Raw genomic sequence first — 15,480 nt, 5'->3', positions numbered from 1 at the left:
CGGGCAGCCGTACGCGTCGATCACCACCATGCCCGCCCGGCCGCCGAAGCGCATCGGGGCGGGAGGGAAAGAAGAGGAGCACATTTCGCGGACAAACCCCCTCAGGGAACTCAGGCGGCCAGGTGACAGAGCAGCAGACACACGTCGTCGTCGCGCTCGGAGTCGCTCAGCAGCGGGGTCAGGATCCGGTCCGCCGCGCCGTCCAGGTCCGCGTCCAGCTCCTCGGAGCGGAACGTCCCGAGCGCCTCCGCCAGACGCTCGATGCCCGGGTCTATGCCCTGTGCGCGCCGCTCCACCAGACCGTCGGTGTACAACGCCAGCGTGGAGCCGGGCACCAGCGGCGCGGTGTGGTCGGCGATCACCTGCCGCAGCGGGATGCCGAGCATCGCGCCCGGCTTGGCGTCCAGCGTGTGCACCTGCCCGTCGGGGGTACGCAGCACCGGCGGCGGATGGCCCGCCGCCGCCCAGGTCAGGGTGGGATCGTCGGGCCGGAAGCGTGCGATGACCGCGGTGGCGTACAGATCGGGCTGAAGGTGGTGCAGGAACGTGTGCAGCCGGGTCAGCAACTGGCCGGGGCTGCCGCCGTCCACGGCATAGGCGCGCAGCGCGGTACGCAACTGGCTCATCATCACGGCCGCGTGCAGACCGTGCCCGGTGACGTCGCCGATGACGGTGATCAGGCTGCCGTCGGGTTGCCGAAAGGCGTCGTACCAGTCGCCGCCGATGTTGAGTCCGTGCGTGGCCGGAAGGTAGCGGGCCGCCAGGCTGAGGCCCGACGTGGTCGGCAGGTCCGTGAGCAGGGCGCGCTGCAGTGTCTCGGCGATGTCCCGGTTGTGCTCGAAGCGGCGGGCGTTGTCGATGGCGATGCTGGCCCGTCTGGTGAGCTCGATCAGCATCACGGCGTCGTCCGGGTCCCAGCTCTCGCCCGGCGGGGACAGGATCAGGACGCCCAGCGGCGCGCGGCGCGTCGGCAGCGGGACGCACAGCAGGGGCCGGGTGGGATCCAGCGCCGACGGCGGCTGGTCGTCGACGCCCGGCAGACCTCCCGGGTGGGCGGCGGCGTACTGGGGACGCCCGGTGCGCGCGGCACGCACGGCGGCGGCCGGGTGCGGGGTGGGCCGGTGCCGGTCACTGTCGCTGTCGAACAGCCAGACGTCGACGCTGCTGGCGTACTCGGGCACCAGCAGGTCGGGCAGCCGGCGCACGATCTCGTCATGGTTGAGGGACGCCGTCAGCACCGCGCTGGCGTCCGCCAGGAACATCAGCCGGCGCCGGGCGCTCTCCGCCTCGGTGCGCGCCTTGCGTTCGGCGGCGAAGGCCTCCCGCTGAGCACGTCCCGCGGCGTCCAGTTCGGCGTGCAGAGCGAGCACGCCCTGGTTCGTCTGGTGCAGTTCCTCCCGGTGGAAGGCGACCAGCTCCTCCTGCTCGGTGAGTTTCTCCAGCACCAGCGCGGTGTCCTCGTCGGCGCCGAGCAGGGCCTCCGCCAGGACCGCGGGGTCGTCGGCGACCGCGGCGGCGCCGGCCCCGTCCGTCGCCTCCGGGCAGCGGACCGACGTCCGCCACGGAGGCTGCGCGGCGGCGCCGCTCGTGGCGTCGGCCGAGGTCACCAGCGCGTGCAGCAGCCCGTCCTCGCCGGGCCCGGCGGTCACGTCGAGGGTGAGCCACCAGGTGCCGCCCTTGGTGAGGCACTGCCGCAGATGCGCGCTGAGCGCGCTGGTCAGCCGCGTACGGTCGACAGCGGACACCCCGTGCGCGGCGGCCAGCCGGGCGGTGGCGATCCGGGCCCGGGCCGCGTCGACGGCGGTGGTGATCTGCAGACTGGGCGTCATGGACCCTCCGACGGGGACGGAGCCAGCACCGCCACGGCGGTGTCGTCCCGCACCGGCCGGGCGGAACTGCTCGCGTCACGTAGTGTCACCGCGGCCACGACGGCGGGGTCGGCCGCCAGCAGGTCCGGGTCGGACGGGGGTACCCAGCGGCTGGGCAGGCCGTCGCTGTGCAGGATCAGCAGCCGGTCGGCCGCCCACGCGATACGGTCCTCACGCAGCGTGGCATGCCGGTGGACGCCCACGATGCCGGGCCGGGACAGCAGCGAACGCCAGGTGCCGCCCTCACGCAGCCGCGCCCCGATGTTGCCGACGCCGGCGAACCGCAGCACCCCCGCGCCGGTGTCGACCTGGGCCACCGCGACGGCCGCCCCCCTGGTGCCGCGCAGCGCCGAGTCCAGGTTGACCAGCGCCTCGGCGGGCGGGAGGTGGGCCGAGGTGTGCAGGGCCCGCGTCGCGGCCGTCGACGCCCGGGCCGCCTCGGGACCGTGTCCCAGCCCGTCCGCCATCATCAGGGTCAGCAGGTCGCCCGAGCGGGCCCACGCCCAGGCGTCGCCCGAGTACTCCGCCCCGCCGAAGGGGATGTTCACGCCGCCGACCCGTACCGGTGCGGCCGGCGCTGCCTCGTTCGCGCGGGTACCGACCCGGGCCAGCGCCACCGTGCCCCGCCCCGGCACGCTGTACAGGCCGAAGTCGTCCGCTATGCGGCGGCACGTGCCGAGGCCGGCGCCCAGGGAACGCGCCGTCGAGTAACCGTCGCGCAGGGCAGCGCTGACGTCGGCGATGCCCTGCCCGTGGTCGATCGCGGCGATCTGCACCATCATCGGGGCGCCGGCCTCGGGCAGCGGCGGGTCCACCACGTCGATGAGGATCTGTCCGCCCCCGGTGTGCTTGAGCAGGTTGGTCGCCAGTTCGGTCGCCACCAGCGCGGCGGCGGCCGTACGAGGCTCGTCGAGAGCCGCCCGCGCGGCCGCGCGTTCCGCGGCCACCCGTACGTCACGCACCCGGGTCGAGTCGTGCACCGGGACGTCCCACACCTGCGGCATCAGTACTCCTCGCGCGGCCGCGGCACCGACGCCCAGGAGATCACCGTCACCTTGGTGCCGACCCCCGGAGCGCTGTCGACGGCGAACTCGTGCACCAGTCGCCGCGCGCCGCCCAGTCCCATCCCCAGACCGCCGCCGGAGGTGTAGCCGTCGCTCAGCGCCCGGTCCAGGTCCGGGATGCCCGGTCCCTCGTCGGAGAAGGTCAGCCGCAGCCCGCGGGATCGCCCGCTGGTGACCGCGGCGGTCTCCAGCTGTCCGCCCCCGCCGTGCACCAGGGTGTTGCGGGCCAGTTCACTGGCCGCGGTGACCACCTTGGTCTGCTCCACCAGACTGAAGCCCAGCAGGCCGGCCGCCTGCCGCACATGCTGACGCACCCACACCAGATCCAGGTCCGAACGGATCGGCAGGCAGGCCTCGACGCCCGCGGCTGTCTGCATCACCGGTTCTCCCGGCGCAGACCGCCGGAGCGGGTGTGGGGGTCAAGTCCCGCGAGGAGCTCCATCGCCGCCTCGGTGGTGAGCGCGGTGCGCAGCCCGGGCAGCGTCAGTCCCAGCTCCACCAGAGTGATCGCCACCGCCGGGCGCATACCGGCGATCACGGTCCGCGCGGCCAGCAGCCGGGCGTTCGCCGCGATCTCGGCCAGCACCCGCCCGAGGAAGGAGTCGACGATCTCCACCCCGGAGATGTCGATGACCACCCCGGTCACCCCGGTGCCGACGATGGTCTCGCCGATGTCCTGCTGCAACTGCTGCGCCGTGCTGTCGTACAGATCCCCCTGGAGGGTGACCAGGAGGATGTCACCGAGCCGCAGGACCGGCACATGCCCCGTGACGGGGCGGGAGAAGTCATGGCTCACTGTGAAACCGCACCGCCGGGCGTCGCGCTGACGATGTCGGAGCCGAGCTTGTGCAGGGTGTACGCCAGGGCGTCGGCCAGGCTCGCCCGGGTGATCACGTTGCCCAGGTCGAGGCCCAGATGGACCATGGTCTGCGCGATCGCCGGACGGATCCCGGAGACCACACATTCCGCACCCATCAGCCGGGCGGCCGCGACCGTCTTCATCAGGTGCTGGGCCACCAGGGAGTCCACCGTGGGCACACCGGTGATGTCGAGGATCGCGAACCGGGCGTGCTGGTCGACGATGGCCTCCAGCAGCGTCTCCATCACCACCTGGCTCCGGGCACTGTCGAGGGTGCCGATCAGCGGCACGGCCACGATGCCGTCCCACAGCTTGATGACCGGCGTGGCCACTTCCATCAGCTGCAGCTGCTGCCGCTCGATCAGGGCCTGTCCCTCGCTGAGCGCGGTCTCCAGTACCACCAGCCGCAGGGTGCCCATCAGCACGGTCAGCGCGGTGGTGCACTCCCGGACCCGGTCGGTCTCGTCCTCGGGGAGGTCGGCGAGCAGCAGGGTCTCGACCGGCGGACGCAGCGCGTTCACGTCGTTGGACACCTGCGCGGTGGTGAAACCGGCCCGGGAGCGAGCCGCGCCCATCCGCGCCAGCTGCTCGCGCACCACCGTGAATCCCGCGGAGTCGGGATCGTGCACCTGCCCCGTGTCGGCGACCTGGGCGAGCGCGTCGATGACGATCCTGCCCGCTTCCACCGCCTCGTCCCGGGAGACCGTGAACACCGTCCGGAAGAGGGGTTCGTCGGCCCACCGCTGGGCGATCTGCTCGGTACGGCGACGCAGGAAGTCCGCGACCTCCCTCGACGGCGATCCGTGCTGTCCTACAGTTTCGTGCTCCGGCACCTGTATTGCTCCTCGGAGTCCTCGTCGTCGTGTTGTCGCACCGAACCCGCTGGAGGCAACGAGACGGCGTGGTGACCCTGCCGGTCGACCACTGTAACCATGCCCCCACCTCGTACGACACCTCGTCCCGGCACACGCGGGCCGGCGAGGCGACCAGCGTGTCGAAGGCCCCTGGACTGCCCTTGGGATCAGGCCTGTCGCTCGTTCTGCTCGACCTGTCCGTCCTCGTCCGGCTGGTAGGCGTCGGCCCGGGCGAGCGCCTCGTCGAGGCTCTCGGACACCGGAACCGTGATGCTCACGCCGGTCAGGTCCAGGATCCGGCGCACCGCCGGCGTGGGGGAGATGATGTGCACGCTCCCCGGTATGTCGCGGGCCTCCTGGTACACCCGCAGGATGATGTTCATGCCGGACGAGTCCATGAACGGGACGGACGACAGGTCGAGCAGGAAGTGCCGTCGGCCATGGTGGAGTTGGTTGGCCAGGTGATGCTGGAACTCCGTCGCGGTGTCTACGTCCAAGTAGCCCTCGACCGTGATCAGGGCGACGTCCTCCCGGGGCAGGGTGACCTCGACGGACAAGGGGTTCTGGGCAATGGACACGAGTACCTCCACAAGTGCTTACGGCCAGGGCTGGTTACCCCGGTGAGCGGGTTCGAAGCGCACCGATTCCGACGGTGTCCCGTGATCAAACTCTCAGCGGTCAGGCGGGTGGCGGGAGGCCCTGTCCACAGGCCCCCACAGCGTTCCACGAGTGCCGCGTCTCATCCTCTGCCCTTCGAAGTCCGTCGTCGTCTTTCACCGCGCCCCGCGCTTACCCCCGAATGCGCACGGTATGCGGGCGAGCTGTGCAGGCATTTCGACGGAACACCACACATGTGACACGGTGGTTGGCGCCCACCAGGCCCGGCATCGGGCCACCGAGCCCCGACGAGAGGGGGCAAGAAGAAGATGGGTACCTGCATCTCACTGTGCCACGACGGCACTTCTGCCCTGGTGACGGTCGACACCGACATCGACCACCGGTCCCGCCCGCAGCTCGAATCCGCGGCCGACGACCTGCCGGACACCGTCCGCGACCTCACCCTGGACCTGGGTCACGTGGTCTTCGTGGACAGCGCGGTCCTGTACGTGATCCGCGGCATGCAGCGAGCCGTCGACCGCAACGGCGGACGGCTGCGCGTGGCCGGCCTCACCGGCCAGCCCCGCAGGCTGCTGCGGCACGCCGCGGACCTGTGGCCCGAGGCCCGCTGGGACACCTACCTGCGGGCCTCCTGAGCCTGCCGTCACCTTTTCCGGTCAGAACCGTCAGCCGACCCGGATGCCGACGAGACAGGTGTCGTCGTCGGTGTCCGACCGGCTGTAGGTGAGCAGTCGGTCCAACTGCTGGTCGAGTGTCCTCGGTACCGTACGAGCGGTGGTCAGCAGATGCCGCAGTGACTCCTCCACGGAACGGTCCCGACGCTCGATGAGACCGTCGGTGTACATCAACAGGGTGTCCCCGGCCTCCAGTTGGACCTCGGCCTCCTCGTAGACCGCCTCCGGGACGGCACCGAGCAGCATGCCCTTGACGAGAGGCAGCGGCGCGGCCTGGGCCGCCCGCACCAGCACCGGCGGGAGATGGCCCGCCCGCGCCCAGCGCAGGGTGTGCCGGGAGGGGTCGTACAGTCCGCAGACCGCCGTGGCGGTGACGGCTCCGGTGAGATGGTGCGCCACGATGTTGAGCCAGGACAGCAGCTGCCCCGGCCCGGCACCGGTGACGGCCAGTCCGCGCAGCGCGTTGCGCAGCACGACCATGCTGGTGGCCGCCCCTATCCCGTGCCCCGCCACGTCACCCACGCACAACAGCACCATGCCCGACGGCAGCACCACGGCGTCGTACCAGTCGCCGCCCACCAGCTGCTCGGTCTCGGCGGGCCGGTACCGGACCGCCACCTGGAGATCGGGCACCTGCAACGGAGCCTGGGTCGGCGGCATGATGGCGTGCTGCAACTGCAGGGTCAACCGGTTGCGTTCGGTGGCCTGTTGCTCGCTGTGCGCGAGCTGGTCGCGGGTGGCCGCGAGCGCGACCTCCGTCCAGTGCTGCGCCGAGATGTCCTGGTATGCCCCGCGGACGGCGAACAGCCTGCCGTCCGTGTCCAGCACCGGTTCCGCGACCACCCGGATGTGCCGGGTGACCCCGTCGGGCCGCTGCAGCCGGAACGCCGCCGACGCGGGCCGCTGCCGGTGCAGCAACGTCCGCAGGAACCTGCGGATGTCGCCGGTGTCGTCCGGGTGGGCGTGGGCCGGGAGCTCCTCCAGCGGCACCGGGGTGCTCGACGAGGAGAGGCCGTACAGGTCGAAGAGCTGACCGTTCCAGGTGATCTCACCGGTCAGCAGGATCTCCTCGAACCCCCCGATCCGCCCGAGCCGTTGGGCGTGCTGCAGCAGGCTCGCGAGCCGGGCTGTCTCGTCCTCGATGCGCCACAGCAGCAGGACGGCGCTGCCGTGCCGGCTGACGCTGATGTCGGCGACCGCCGAGAGCGGGACCTGGTCGACGAGTGCGGTGAGGTTCATCCGGCGCGCCCGGAAGGGCTCGCCGGTCGCGTACACCCGCTCCACCCGCTGGAAGAGCTCGCTCTCCGCGGCGGCCATCGGGTAGGCCTCCAGCAGCAGCGCGCCGTTCACCACGGCACGCGGCCGGCCCGCCGGGTCGAGGAACCGGCTGTTCGCATGCTGGATACGGAAGTCCACCAGGTGGCCGGAGCTGTCGAGGTGGGGCAACAGGACCAGAGCGGGATCGTGCAGTCCGTCAGCCAGGTCCATCAGCTCCGCGGCGTCCGGCAGCACCCGCGGTTCCGGCGCGGTGCCTTGGACCACGGTGTACGTCTCCAGTGTGTGCGCGCACAGCTCGGCGAGCGCCTCCACCTGACGCACTATCCGCTGCGGCTGGGGCGCCAGCGGCGTGGGCCAGGCGATCTCCAGGACGCCGTGCACCCGCCCGCCGGTCCCGGCGGGCAGCGCGGCCCGGCCACCGTCCGGATGATGGTGCCTGCCGATGCTGGGCAGACCGGTCTGCGCGAGGGAGGTGATCCAGTGCCCCGACCGCTCGGTGAGGCCGCGCCGCGCCACCGTCGCCACGTCCGGCGGCACATAGCGCCAGCGCGCCGCCTCGGCCGGGGAGAAACCGGCGCTGCCCGCCAGGGTGAGGGAACCGTCGGGCCCCGCCGCCCAGATGGCCACGGCCACCGCTCCTAAAGGCTGCAGGGCCTGCTGCAGCAGGGAGTCCGCGACGGCCTGGGTGTCGTCCGCGGCCAGCGCACCGCTCTCGGCGGCCCGCAGCCGTACGGCGGGCGAGTCGCCCTCCGGTTCGGCGTCCGCGGTGGCCGAGGTGGCGGCCAGGAAGGCGTCCGTCACCTCCGACATCCGGTCCCGGGCGGACTGGTTGATGACCTCCACCGCGAACTCCAGCGGCGTCACCTTCGCCTGCTCGGCCAGCTCCAGGAGCTGACGGGCGGCCTGCGCGGGACCGCACTGCAGACGTTCGACCAGGATGCCCTTGGCGAGCTCGATCAGAGCCCGCCCCTCCGCCTCGGCCTGAGCCACCCGCACCTCGCTGCGCAGCCGCTCCACGGTCGCGGCCAGCCTGCCCGCGGGGGAGGCCGTGGGGGCGGTGCCCCCGGTGTCGGTGGGCAGGCCTTCGGGAAGAGGCGGGGGAGGGGCGGCGGATCCGGGAGCGGACTCCGCGTCGCCGTGCTCGTGCGGTTGCTCGGAACTCGGTGGCCTCATGCGGACAACCACCGACGGACACAGGCGATCAGGTCCCGGGTGTCCACGGGCTTGGTGACGTAGTCACTGGCGCCCGAGGCGAGGGACTTCTCCCGGTCGCCGGGCATCGCCTTCGCGGTGACGGCGATGATCGGCAGCCCGACGTACTGCGGCATCCTGCGGATCTCGGCCGTGGCGGTGTACCCGTCCATCTCCGGCATCATCACATCCATCAGCACCAGCGCGATGTCCGGGTTGTTCACCAGGGCCTCGATGCCCTTGCGGCCGTTGTCCGCGTGCAGGACCCGGAAGCCGTGCAGTTCGAGGATCCCGCTGAGCGCGAACAGGTTGCGCGCGTCGTCGTCGACGACGAGCACGGTACGGCCCGCGAACGAGTCGTCGACCGCGTGGGGCGTCAACTGCTGCGGTTCCTCCGAACGCACCAGGGACAGCACGTCCCCGGGTTCCTCGGCCGACAGGTGCAGTGCGATGCGCTCGCGCAACTCGTCCAGGCTGGACAGGAACTCCCGCGCCCCGCCCGCGGCGCGGGACAGCAGCGTCTCCTCCATGGCCAGGTCGGCCCGGTGACCGCTGTGCACCAGCACCGGGACGCTCGCCAGCGCGGAGTCCCCCTGGAGGGCCTCCAGGAACCGGGAGGCCTCACCGTCCGGCATGCCCAGTTCGAGTACGACGCAGTGGCACGGCTCGTCCGCCAGTGCCCCCGCGGCCTCCTGCGCCCCGACAGCGGTGATGATGTCGACCGCGGCCCCCGTCCCGCTCCCGCCCCGGTCGTGCGCCACGTCCGCGACCACGCTCTCGGCGACCAGGGTCAGCAGCCCACGAGAACGCTCCTCCACCACGAGCAGACGGCGTCGGCGCTCCCCGCTCCCGGCCGGGAGACCAGCCGCCTGACGACCTCTCAGGTAGTGCGGGTCCAGGGTGGTGTCCGGCGCCTTCTCCAGCGGCGGGTCACTGCTCATCAGCTCCTCGAAGTCGGGACGCGCCACCGGGAGGAACAGGGTGAAGGTGCTGCCCTGGCCCGGCGTGCTGTCCACGGTGACCGCGCCACCGAGCAGATGGGCGATCTCCCGGGTGATCGACAGACCGAGCCCGGTGCCCCCGTACTTGCGGCTGGTGGTGCCGTCCGCCTGCTGGAAGGCACCGAAGATCGTCTCCAGCTGCTGCTCCGGAATGCCGATCCCGGTGTCCTTCACCCGGAAGGCCACCAGGGTGCTGCCCCGCAGGACGCCCTGGGGCACCTCTTCGTCGGCAGCGGGCTCCACGCGCAGCTCCACACTGCCCTGTTCGGTGAACTTGACCGCGTTGGACAGCAGGTTGCGCAGTACCTGACGCAACCGCGACTCGTCGGTCAGCAGGTCCGCGGGCGCGCCGGGGGCCGTGGTCACCGTGAAGTCCAGGCTCTTCTGTGTCGTCATCGGCCGGAAGGTGGCCTCGACGTAGTCGATGAGCTGGCGCAGCGAGACGACCTCCGGCGCCACGTCCATCTTTCCGGCCTCGACCTTCGACAGATCGAGGATGTCGTTGATCAGCTGGAGCAGGTCCGAGCCGGCCGAGTGGATGATGCCCGCGTACTCGACCTGCTTCGGCGTGAGGTTGCGCGAGGGGTTCTGGGCCAGCAACTGGGCCAGGATCAGGAGGCTGTTGAGCGGGGTGCGCAGCTCGTGGCTCATGTTGGCCAGGAACTCCGACTTGTACTTCGAGGCCAGCGACAACTGCTGCGCGCGGGCCTCCAGTTCCTGCCGGGCCTGCTCGATCTGCAGGTTCTTGGCCTCGATGTCCCGGTTCTGCGCCACCAGCAGCGAGGCCTTCTCCTCCAGCTCCGCGTTGGAGTGCTGCAGCTCCTCCTGCTGTTCCTGCAACTCCGCCGATCTGGCCTGGAGTTCGGCCGTCAGGCGTTGCGACTCGCCGAGGAGTTCGTCGGTGCGGGCGTTGGCGACGATCGTGTTGAGGTTGACGCCGATGGTCTCCATCAGCTGTTCCAGGAAGTCCTGGTGGATCTGGGTGAACGCGGTGACCGAGGCCAGTTCGATCACGCCGAGGACCTGGCCCTCCACCACGATGGGAAGCAGGACGAGCGCCGTCGGCACCACCTGGCCCAGCCCCGAGGAGATGGTGACGTAGTCGGGCGGCAGTTCGTCCACCGTGATCGTGCGGCGGCTGCGCGCGGCCTGACCGACCAGGGTGCGGCCGAAGGCGATCCGGGTGGGCCTGCTGTCGTCGTCGGGATAGCCGTAGGAGCCGACGAGCCTCAGCTCGGGGCCCTCGTCGTTCTCCTCGGCGAGGTAGAAGGCGCCGTACTGGGCCGACACCAGCGGCACCAGCTCGTCCATGATCAGTTCGGCCACCACGGGCAGGTCACGGTGGCCCTGCATCAGGCTGGAGATCCGGGCGAGGTTGGTCTTGAGCCAGTCCTGCTCCTGGTTGGCCCGAGTGGTCTCGCGCAGGGAGCCGACCATGGAGTTGATGTTGTCCTTGAGTTCGGCGACCTCGCCGGACGCCTCGACCGTGATCGAGCGCGTCAGGTCGCCCTCGGCGACCGCGCTCGCCACCTCGGCGATCGCGCGGACCTGCCGGGTCAGGTTGCCGGCGAGTTCGTTCACGTTCTCCGTGAGGCGCTTCCAGGTGCCCGAGACACCCTCCACCTCGGCCTGGCCGCCGAGGCGGCCCTCCGTGCCCACTTCGCGGGCGACGCGGGTGACCTCGTCGGCGAAGGCGGAGAGCTGGTCGACCATCGTGTTGATGGTCGTCTTGAGTTCGAGGATCTCGCCGCGGGCGTCCACGTCGATCTTCTTCGACAGGTCGCCCTTGGCCACCGCGGTCGTCACCAGCGCGATGTTGCGCACCTGGCCGGTGAGGTTGTTCGCCATCGAGTTGACGTTGTCGGTCAGGTCCTTCCACGTCCCGGCCACGTTCGGTACGTGCGCCTGTCCGCCGAGCCGTCCCTCGGTGCCGACCTCGCGGGCGACGCGGGTGACCTCGTCGGCGAACGCGGACAGGGTGTCGACCATGGTGTTGATGACGTCCGCCAGGGCCGCGACCTCGCCCTTGGCCTCGACCGTGATCTTCTGCGACAGGTCGCCGCGGGCCACGGCGGTCGCCACCTGGGCGATCGAACGGACCTGGCCGGTCAGGTTCGACGCCATCACGTTGACGTTGTCCGTGAGGTCCTTCCAGGTGCCCGAGACCCCCCGCACCTGCGCCTGTCCGCCGAGGTTCCCGGCGGTGCCGACCTCGCGGGCGACGCGGGTGACCTCGTCGGCGAAGGCGGACAGCTGGTCGACCATCGTGTTGAGGGTGTTCTTCAGTTCGAGGATCTCGCCGCGGGCGTCGACGGTGATCTTCTGGGAGAGGTCGCCCTTCGCGACCGCGGTCGCCACCTGGGCGATCTTGCGGACCTGCGAGGTGAGGTTCCCCGCCATGAAGTTCACCGAGTCGGTGAGGTCCCGCCAGGTGCCCTTGACGCCCTTGACGTCCGCCTGTCCGCCGAGGCGTCCTTCGGTGCCGACCTCGCGGGCGACGCGGGTGACCTCGTCGGCGAAGGCGGACAGCTGGTCGACCATCGTGTTGATGGTGTTCTTCAGTTCGAGGATCTCGCCGCGGGCGTCGACGGTGATCTTCTGGGAGAGGTCGCCCTGGGCGACGGCCGTCGTCACCTGGGCGATGTTGCGGACCTGGCCGGTCAGGTTGCCCGCCATCCCGTTCACCGAGTCGGTGAGGTCCCGCCAGACGCCGGCGACCCCCGGCACCTGCGCCTGTCCGCCGAGCTGCCCCTCGCTGCCGACCTCGCGGGCGACGCGGGTGACCTCGTCGGCGAAGGCGGAGAGCTGGTCGACCATCGTGTTGACGGTCTCCTTCAGCTGGAGGATCTCGCCCCGGGCGGGGACGTCGATCTTCTGGGACAGGTCGCCCTTGGCCACCGCCGTGGCCACCTGGGCGATGTCGCGGACCTGCGTCGTCAGGTTGCCCGCCATGGCGTTGACGGAGTCCGTGAGATCGGCCCAGGTGCCTGAGACTCCCGGTACTTCCGCCTGTCCGCCGAGGGTTCCCTCGGTGCCGACCTCGCGGGCCACCCGGGTGACCTCGGAGGTGAACACGGACAACTGGTCGACCATGCCGTTGAACACGGTGGCGATGTCGCCCATGAGGCCGTGGCCGTCGTCCGGCAGGCGAGTACCGAAGTCCCCGTCCCGGACCGCCGTCAGCCCCGCGAGGAGCTGCCGCAGCTCGTGATCTCCCGGGACCGCATCAACGACCTCGGTGGTGTTGCTGGTCATGCGCACCCTCGTTCCGCTCCCCAAGAGTCCCCGCGACCGGGGACTCGGAACCAAGTCGGGCCGTCGGGCGGCCCTCCGCAAGTCATACATGCATTTGCGCAGTTCACGGAACCGCACGATGAGAAAGACGAAGCAGGCTAACCCAGGTGCCGAGCGGCGGACAAAGCGTCGTCCCAATCTGTTCCCCCGGTACGGAAAGTCGTCCGGGGTGTGCATGCCCGGACTCGGTAGGGGTACTGGGAACGATTTCCTGCTCGGCCGGGGTCGACGTTCGGCCGTTGTGGCGCGAAGCGCAGAATGCGACCGCGGCTGGAGGGTAATTGCTGCTGTGGAGCGGGCGGGCGCGCCGTCCGCGCACGGGCCCGGACCCGTCACGGACCGGGGAGGAAGGAGCGGTGTGGTCATCGACGGAATCTGGTCGTACTCACCGGACAGCGGTTACGCGGAGGGTCAGGAGCTCACGGGCTACACCGTGGCGGCGACCGACGGCACGATCGGTCACGTGGACCGACAGGCGGACCACTTCGGGATGCGGCACCTGGTCGTGGACACCGGGGTGTGGGTCTTCGGCCGCAGCGTCCTGGTCCCGGTCGGTGTCGTGACCGGCGTGGACACCGAGGGCCGGAAGATATCCCTGTCCTGCACGCGGGGCGAGGTGAAGGCGGCGCCCCGGTTCCAGACGGACAGCGAGACCATGGACGCCGCTTACCTGGCGAGCGTCGGCGACTACTACCATCAGCTGCCGCCGCGCGAGACGACCAGCACCTGACCGGGGGCGGCCGAGGGAGCCGGACCGAGCGCACACCGGCATCGAGAAGAAGAAGCCGCCGGGGTTTTGAGCGAGGGCGCGCGTGAGCGTGCCCTCGCTCGGAGCACCCGGGGAACGGGAAAGGCTGATCGAGGTGACAGGAACGGCAGGGTTCTCCGACCAGGCCGACCAGGCCGACCAGGCCGACCAGGCCGACCAGGTCGAGAGCGTCGTCGGGAGCGTCACGGAGGTGCCCTGGGCAGTGACGCGGACGTGAGGGCGGCGGATGGCACCCCGCCCGAGTCCCGGGCGGCGCCGAGGGTGGAGACCGCCGCGGAGGCACGCGCCTACGCGCGGTCGGTGGTGCGCGAGCAGTGGGGCAGGCAATCCCGCACCGTGCGGGAGGAAGACGACATCGACCTGCAGCTGGTGGTGTCGGAACTGGTCACGAACGCCATCCGGCACGGTGACGGACTGGCCGGGTTCGACGTCTCGCCCACCGCCGAAGGGGTCTGGCTGGCCGTCCACGACCACAGTGCCACGGTGCCCGACGTCGCCTACGGGACGGGCGCGCTGCCCGACGGGCACCACGGCAACGGCTATGGCTGGCCCTTGATCATTCGTCTCGCCCGTGAGATCGGTGTCCACAGGCGCCCCGAGGGCGGCAAGACCATCAGCGTGTTCGTGCCGTTGCGTGCGATGCCCGGCTGAGCGCTGAGAGACCTCTCACCAGGGGAGGAAGACGTGGATCTCCTTGCCGCGCTCACTGGTGACGACGCTCACCTGGTCGCACAGTGTGTGGATCAGGTGCCATCCGATGCCGCCCCCGCCCTTGCTGGGGTGGAAGGGGCGGGGCGCCGGTGGTGTCGTGTTCGTGTCCTGCATGACCACGTGCACGCCGTCGAACGTCCGGCGCATGGACAGTTCGAAAGGACCTGGCGCGTACTGGACCGCGTTGGCGGCCAGCTCCGTGACCACAAGGAGAATGTCGTCCCAGTACTCCGGCGTGGCCGGCGGCGCGGTACGTGCCAGATCGGAGAGGAATTTCTCCGCTTCCAGGCGTGCGCCCGTCACGTTGCGCAGCTCGCCCGAAAAGCGGCTGCTGCGGCTCGGGATCTCCTTGGAAGTCAGTGTGTCGTCCCTATGCGGATCGCTTGCCATCTCGCCTTCCCGGCCCGTCGTCTGCAGGGCTGTCGTCCTTCCCCTTGCGCCCCCACCGTTTGCTAGTTCCCAAGCCGACGGAGGCTACTCGCGCGGACACGATCAGACTGGCGAACCGTGCGCCGCCGACGGGCCTGTCGCCGCGGAATCGGGGCAGAGGGACGCAGAAAGACCTCGTAGGACACGACGAACGGAGAGTGACCCGTGCTCGCCATAGCAGCGGCAGTTCTGTTCTTCATCGCGTTCCTGATCAACGCGGCCGAGATCTCGACCAACGACGCCTTCACGTCGACGAACGTCATGCTCCTCGGCCTCACCGTGCTGGCCCTGCACCTCGCCGGCGTGGGCACCTCCTGGGCGGCACGCGGCCGCAGGCGCTGAAAAGCGGAACCAGGAATTTCGGAATCATTGCTGTGCTGGTTTCCCCAGGCAGGAAATCACGCTCCTGCGCTTCAGGGCAACTCGCCGGTGTGCAAGGCCTGTTGAAGGGAACTCGGGCGGTAATCCACACACCGGAAACACCGGACAACGGGAGAATGTGATGACGAGTTACGGCAGTTCCTCTGCCGCGTCCTCCGGGTCGCGTACCAATGGTCTGGCTATCGCGGGCCTCATCTGCGGCATTATCGGGCTGATCTTCTTCAACGTGGTTCTCGGCCCGGTGGCGATCGTGCTGGGCGCCGTGGGGCTGCGTCAGGCACCGGCCAAGGGTGGGGCGGGGATGGCCAAGGCCGGCATCGTCCTCGGCATCATCGACCTGGTCCTCTTCGCGGTCCTCTTCGCGGTGGCCGCGTCGAACGGTGGCTTCACCTGGTACGTCGGCGGCTGACCCCAGCCCCCGTCCCGTGCCGAAAGGGCGCATGCCGAGGTACCGGCATGCGCCCTTCGTCAGATCCGTGGCCGCCCGCG

The 15,480-nt window shown here is 70.6% G+C and carries 15 protein-coding genes; 6 read left to right on the top strand and 9 right to left on the bottom strand.

Annotated elements, in window-relative coordinates; all coding sequences use genetic code 11:
- Positions 1-110: 110 nt before the first annotated feature.
- The 6 genes from ACFYRY_RS01895 to ACFYRY_RS01870 form a co-directional block, all read right to left on the bottom strand.
- Positions 111-1,829: a PP2C family protein-serine/threonine phosphatase gene (locus ACFYRY_RS01895; protein WP_389139008.1), complete on the bottom strand. Its 1,719-nt coding sequence runs from the start codon at positions 1,827-1,829 to the stop codon at positions 111-113.
- A complete protein-coding gene (locus ACFYRY_RS01890) occupies positions 1,826-2,872 on the bottom strand; it encodes a SpoIIE family protein phosphatase (RefSeq protein ID WP_389139006.1) in 1,047 nt (348 codons plus the stop codon). Before ACFYRY_RS01890 ends, ACFYRY_RS01895 begins: the two co-directional genes overlap by 4 nt.
- Positions 2,872-3,309: an anti-sigma regulatory factor gene (locus tag ACFYRY_RS01885; protein WP_389141012.1), complete on the bottom strand. Its 438-nt coding sequence runs from the start codon at positions 3,307-3,309 to the stop codon at positions 2,872-2,874. Before ACFYRY_RS01885 ends, ACFYRY_RS01890 begins: the two co-directional genes overlap by 1 nt.
- Positions 3,309-3,728 carry an STAS domain-containing protein gene (locus ACFYRY_RS01880; RefSeq protein WP_389139005.1) on the bottom strand — a complete coding sequence of 140 codons (420 nt, stop codon included), beginning with the start codon at positions 3,726-3,728 and terminating at the stop codon, positions 3,309-3,311. Before ACFYRY_RS01880 ends, ACFYRY_RS01885 begins: the two co-directional genes overlap by 1 nt.
- The gene (locus ACFYRY_RS01875) at positions 3,725-4,624 is read right to left on the bottom strand and encodes an STAS domain-containing protein (RefSeq protein WP_389139003.1); all 900 of its coding nucleotides are present in this window, start codon (positions 4,622-4,624) and stop codon (positions 3,725-3,727) included. The genes ACFYRY_RS01880 and ACFYRY_RS01875 overlap by 4 nt, the downstream gene beginning before the upstream one ends.
- 188 nt (positions 4,625-4,812) lie before the next feature.
- On the bottom strand, positions 4,813-5,223 hold the full coding sequence (locus ACFYRY_RS01870) for an STAS domain-containing protein (RefSeq protein WP_389139001.1): 411 nt from the start codon (positions 5,221-5,223) through the stop codon (positions 4,813-4,815).
- 348 nt (positions 5,224-5,571) lie between these two features.
- Here ACFYRY_RS01870 and ACFYRY_RS01865 point away from each other — a divergent pair, with 348 nt between their 5' ends.
- On the top strand, positions 5,572-5,898 hold the full coding sequence (locus ACFYRY_RS01865; RefSeq protein ID WP_389138999.1) for an STAS domain-containing protein: 327 nt from the start codon (positions 5,572-5,574) through the stop codon (positions 5,896-5,898).
- 30 nt (positions 5,899-5,928) lie between these two features.
- Here ACFYRY_RS01865 and ACFYRY_RS01860 read toward each other — a convergent pair whose 3' ends face one another.
- The gene (locus tag ACFYRY_RS01860) at positions 5,929-8,388 is read right to left on the bottom strand and encodes a SpoIIE family protein phosphatase (protein ID WP_389138997.1); all 2,460 of its coding nucleotides are present in this window, start codon (positions 8,386-8,388) and stop codon (positions 5,929-5,931) included.
- Positions 8,385-12,662, bottom strand: coding sequence for a HAMP domain-containing protein (locus ACFYRY_RS01855; protein ID WP_389138995.1), 4,278 nt, complete (start codon positions 12,660-12,662; stop codon positions 8,385-8,387). Before ACFYRY_RS01855 ends, ACFYRY_RS01860 begins: the two co-directional genes overlap by 4 nt.
- A gap of 397 nt (positions 12,663-13,059) precedes the next feature.
- Between ACFYRY_RS01855 and ACFYRY_RS01850 the strand changes: the two genes are divergently transcribed.
- The 3 genes from ACFYRY_RS01850 (at position 13,060) to ACFYRY_RS01840 (ending at position 14,121) form a co-directional block, all read left to right on the top strand.
- The gene (locus tag ACFYRY_RS01850) at positions 13,060-13,431 is read left to right on the top strand and encodes a PRC-barrel domain containing protein (protein ID WP_389138993.1); all 372 of its coding nucleotides are present in this window, start codon (positions 13,060-13,062) and stop codon (positions 13,429-13,431) included.
- 133 nt (positions 13,432-13,564) lie between these two features.
- Positions 13,565-13,687 (top strand): hypothetical protein, encoded by a 123-nt coding sequence (locus ACFYRY_RS01845; protein ID WP_389138991.1) that lies wholly within the window; start codon positions 13,565-13,567, stop codon positions 13,685-13,687.
- Positions 13,684-14,121 carry an ATP-binding protein gene (locus ACFYRY_RS01840; protein ID WP_389138989.1) on the top strand — a complete coding sequence of 146 codons (438 nt, stop codon included), beginning with the start codon at positions 13,684-13,686 and terminating at the stop codon, positions 14,119-14,121. Before ACFYRY_RS01845 ends, ACFYRY_RS01840 begins: the two co-directional genes overlap by 4 nt.
- 15 nt (positions 14,122-14,136) lie before the next feature.
- Here the strand turns inward: ACFYRY_RS01840 and ACFYRY_RS01835 are convergent, their stop codons facing one another.
- Positions 14,137-14,571 (bottom strand): ATP-binding protein, encoded by a 435-nt coding sequence (locus ACFYRY_RS01835; protein WP_389138987.1) that lies wholly within the window; start codon positions 14,569-14,571, stop codon positions 14,137-14,139.
- 204 nt (positions 14,572-14,775) lie between these two features.
- Here ACFYRY_RS01835 and ACFYRY_RS01830 point away from each other — a divergent pair, with 204 nt between their 5' ends.
- Together ACFYRY_RS01830 and ACFYRY_RS01825 are read left to right on the top strand one after the other, a co-directional pair.
- A complete protein-coding gene (locus ACFYRY_RS01830) occupies positions 14,776-14,952 on the top strand; it encodes a hypothetical protein (protein WP_389138985.1) in 177 nt (58 codons plus the stop codon).
- A 160-nt stretch (positions 14,953-15,112) separates the two neighbouring features.
- The gene (locus ACFYRY_RS01825; protein ID WP_389138983.1) at positions 15,113-15,400 is read left to right on the top strand and encodes a DUF4190 domain-containing protein; all 288 of its coding nucleotides are present in this window, start codon (positions 15,113-15,115) and stop codon (positions 15,398-15,400) included.
- The last annotated feature ends 80 nt before the right edge of the window (positions 15,401-15,480 follow it).

The organism is Streptomyces sp. NPDC005263 (assembly GCF_042872365.1).
In the GTDB taxonomy this organism is placed as follows: domain Bacteria; phylum Actinomycetota; class Actinomycetes; order Streptomycetales; family Streptomycetaceae; genus Streptomyces.
Note: the sequence above shows the minus strand (reverse complement) of the source record. Positions and strands in the feature narration are given on the sequence as shown.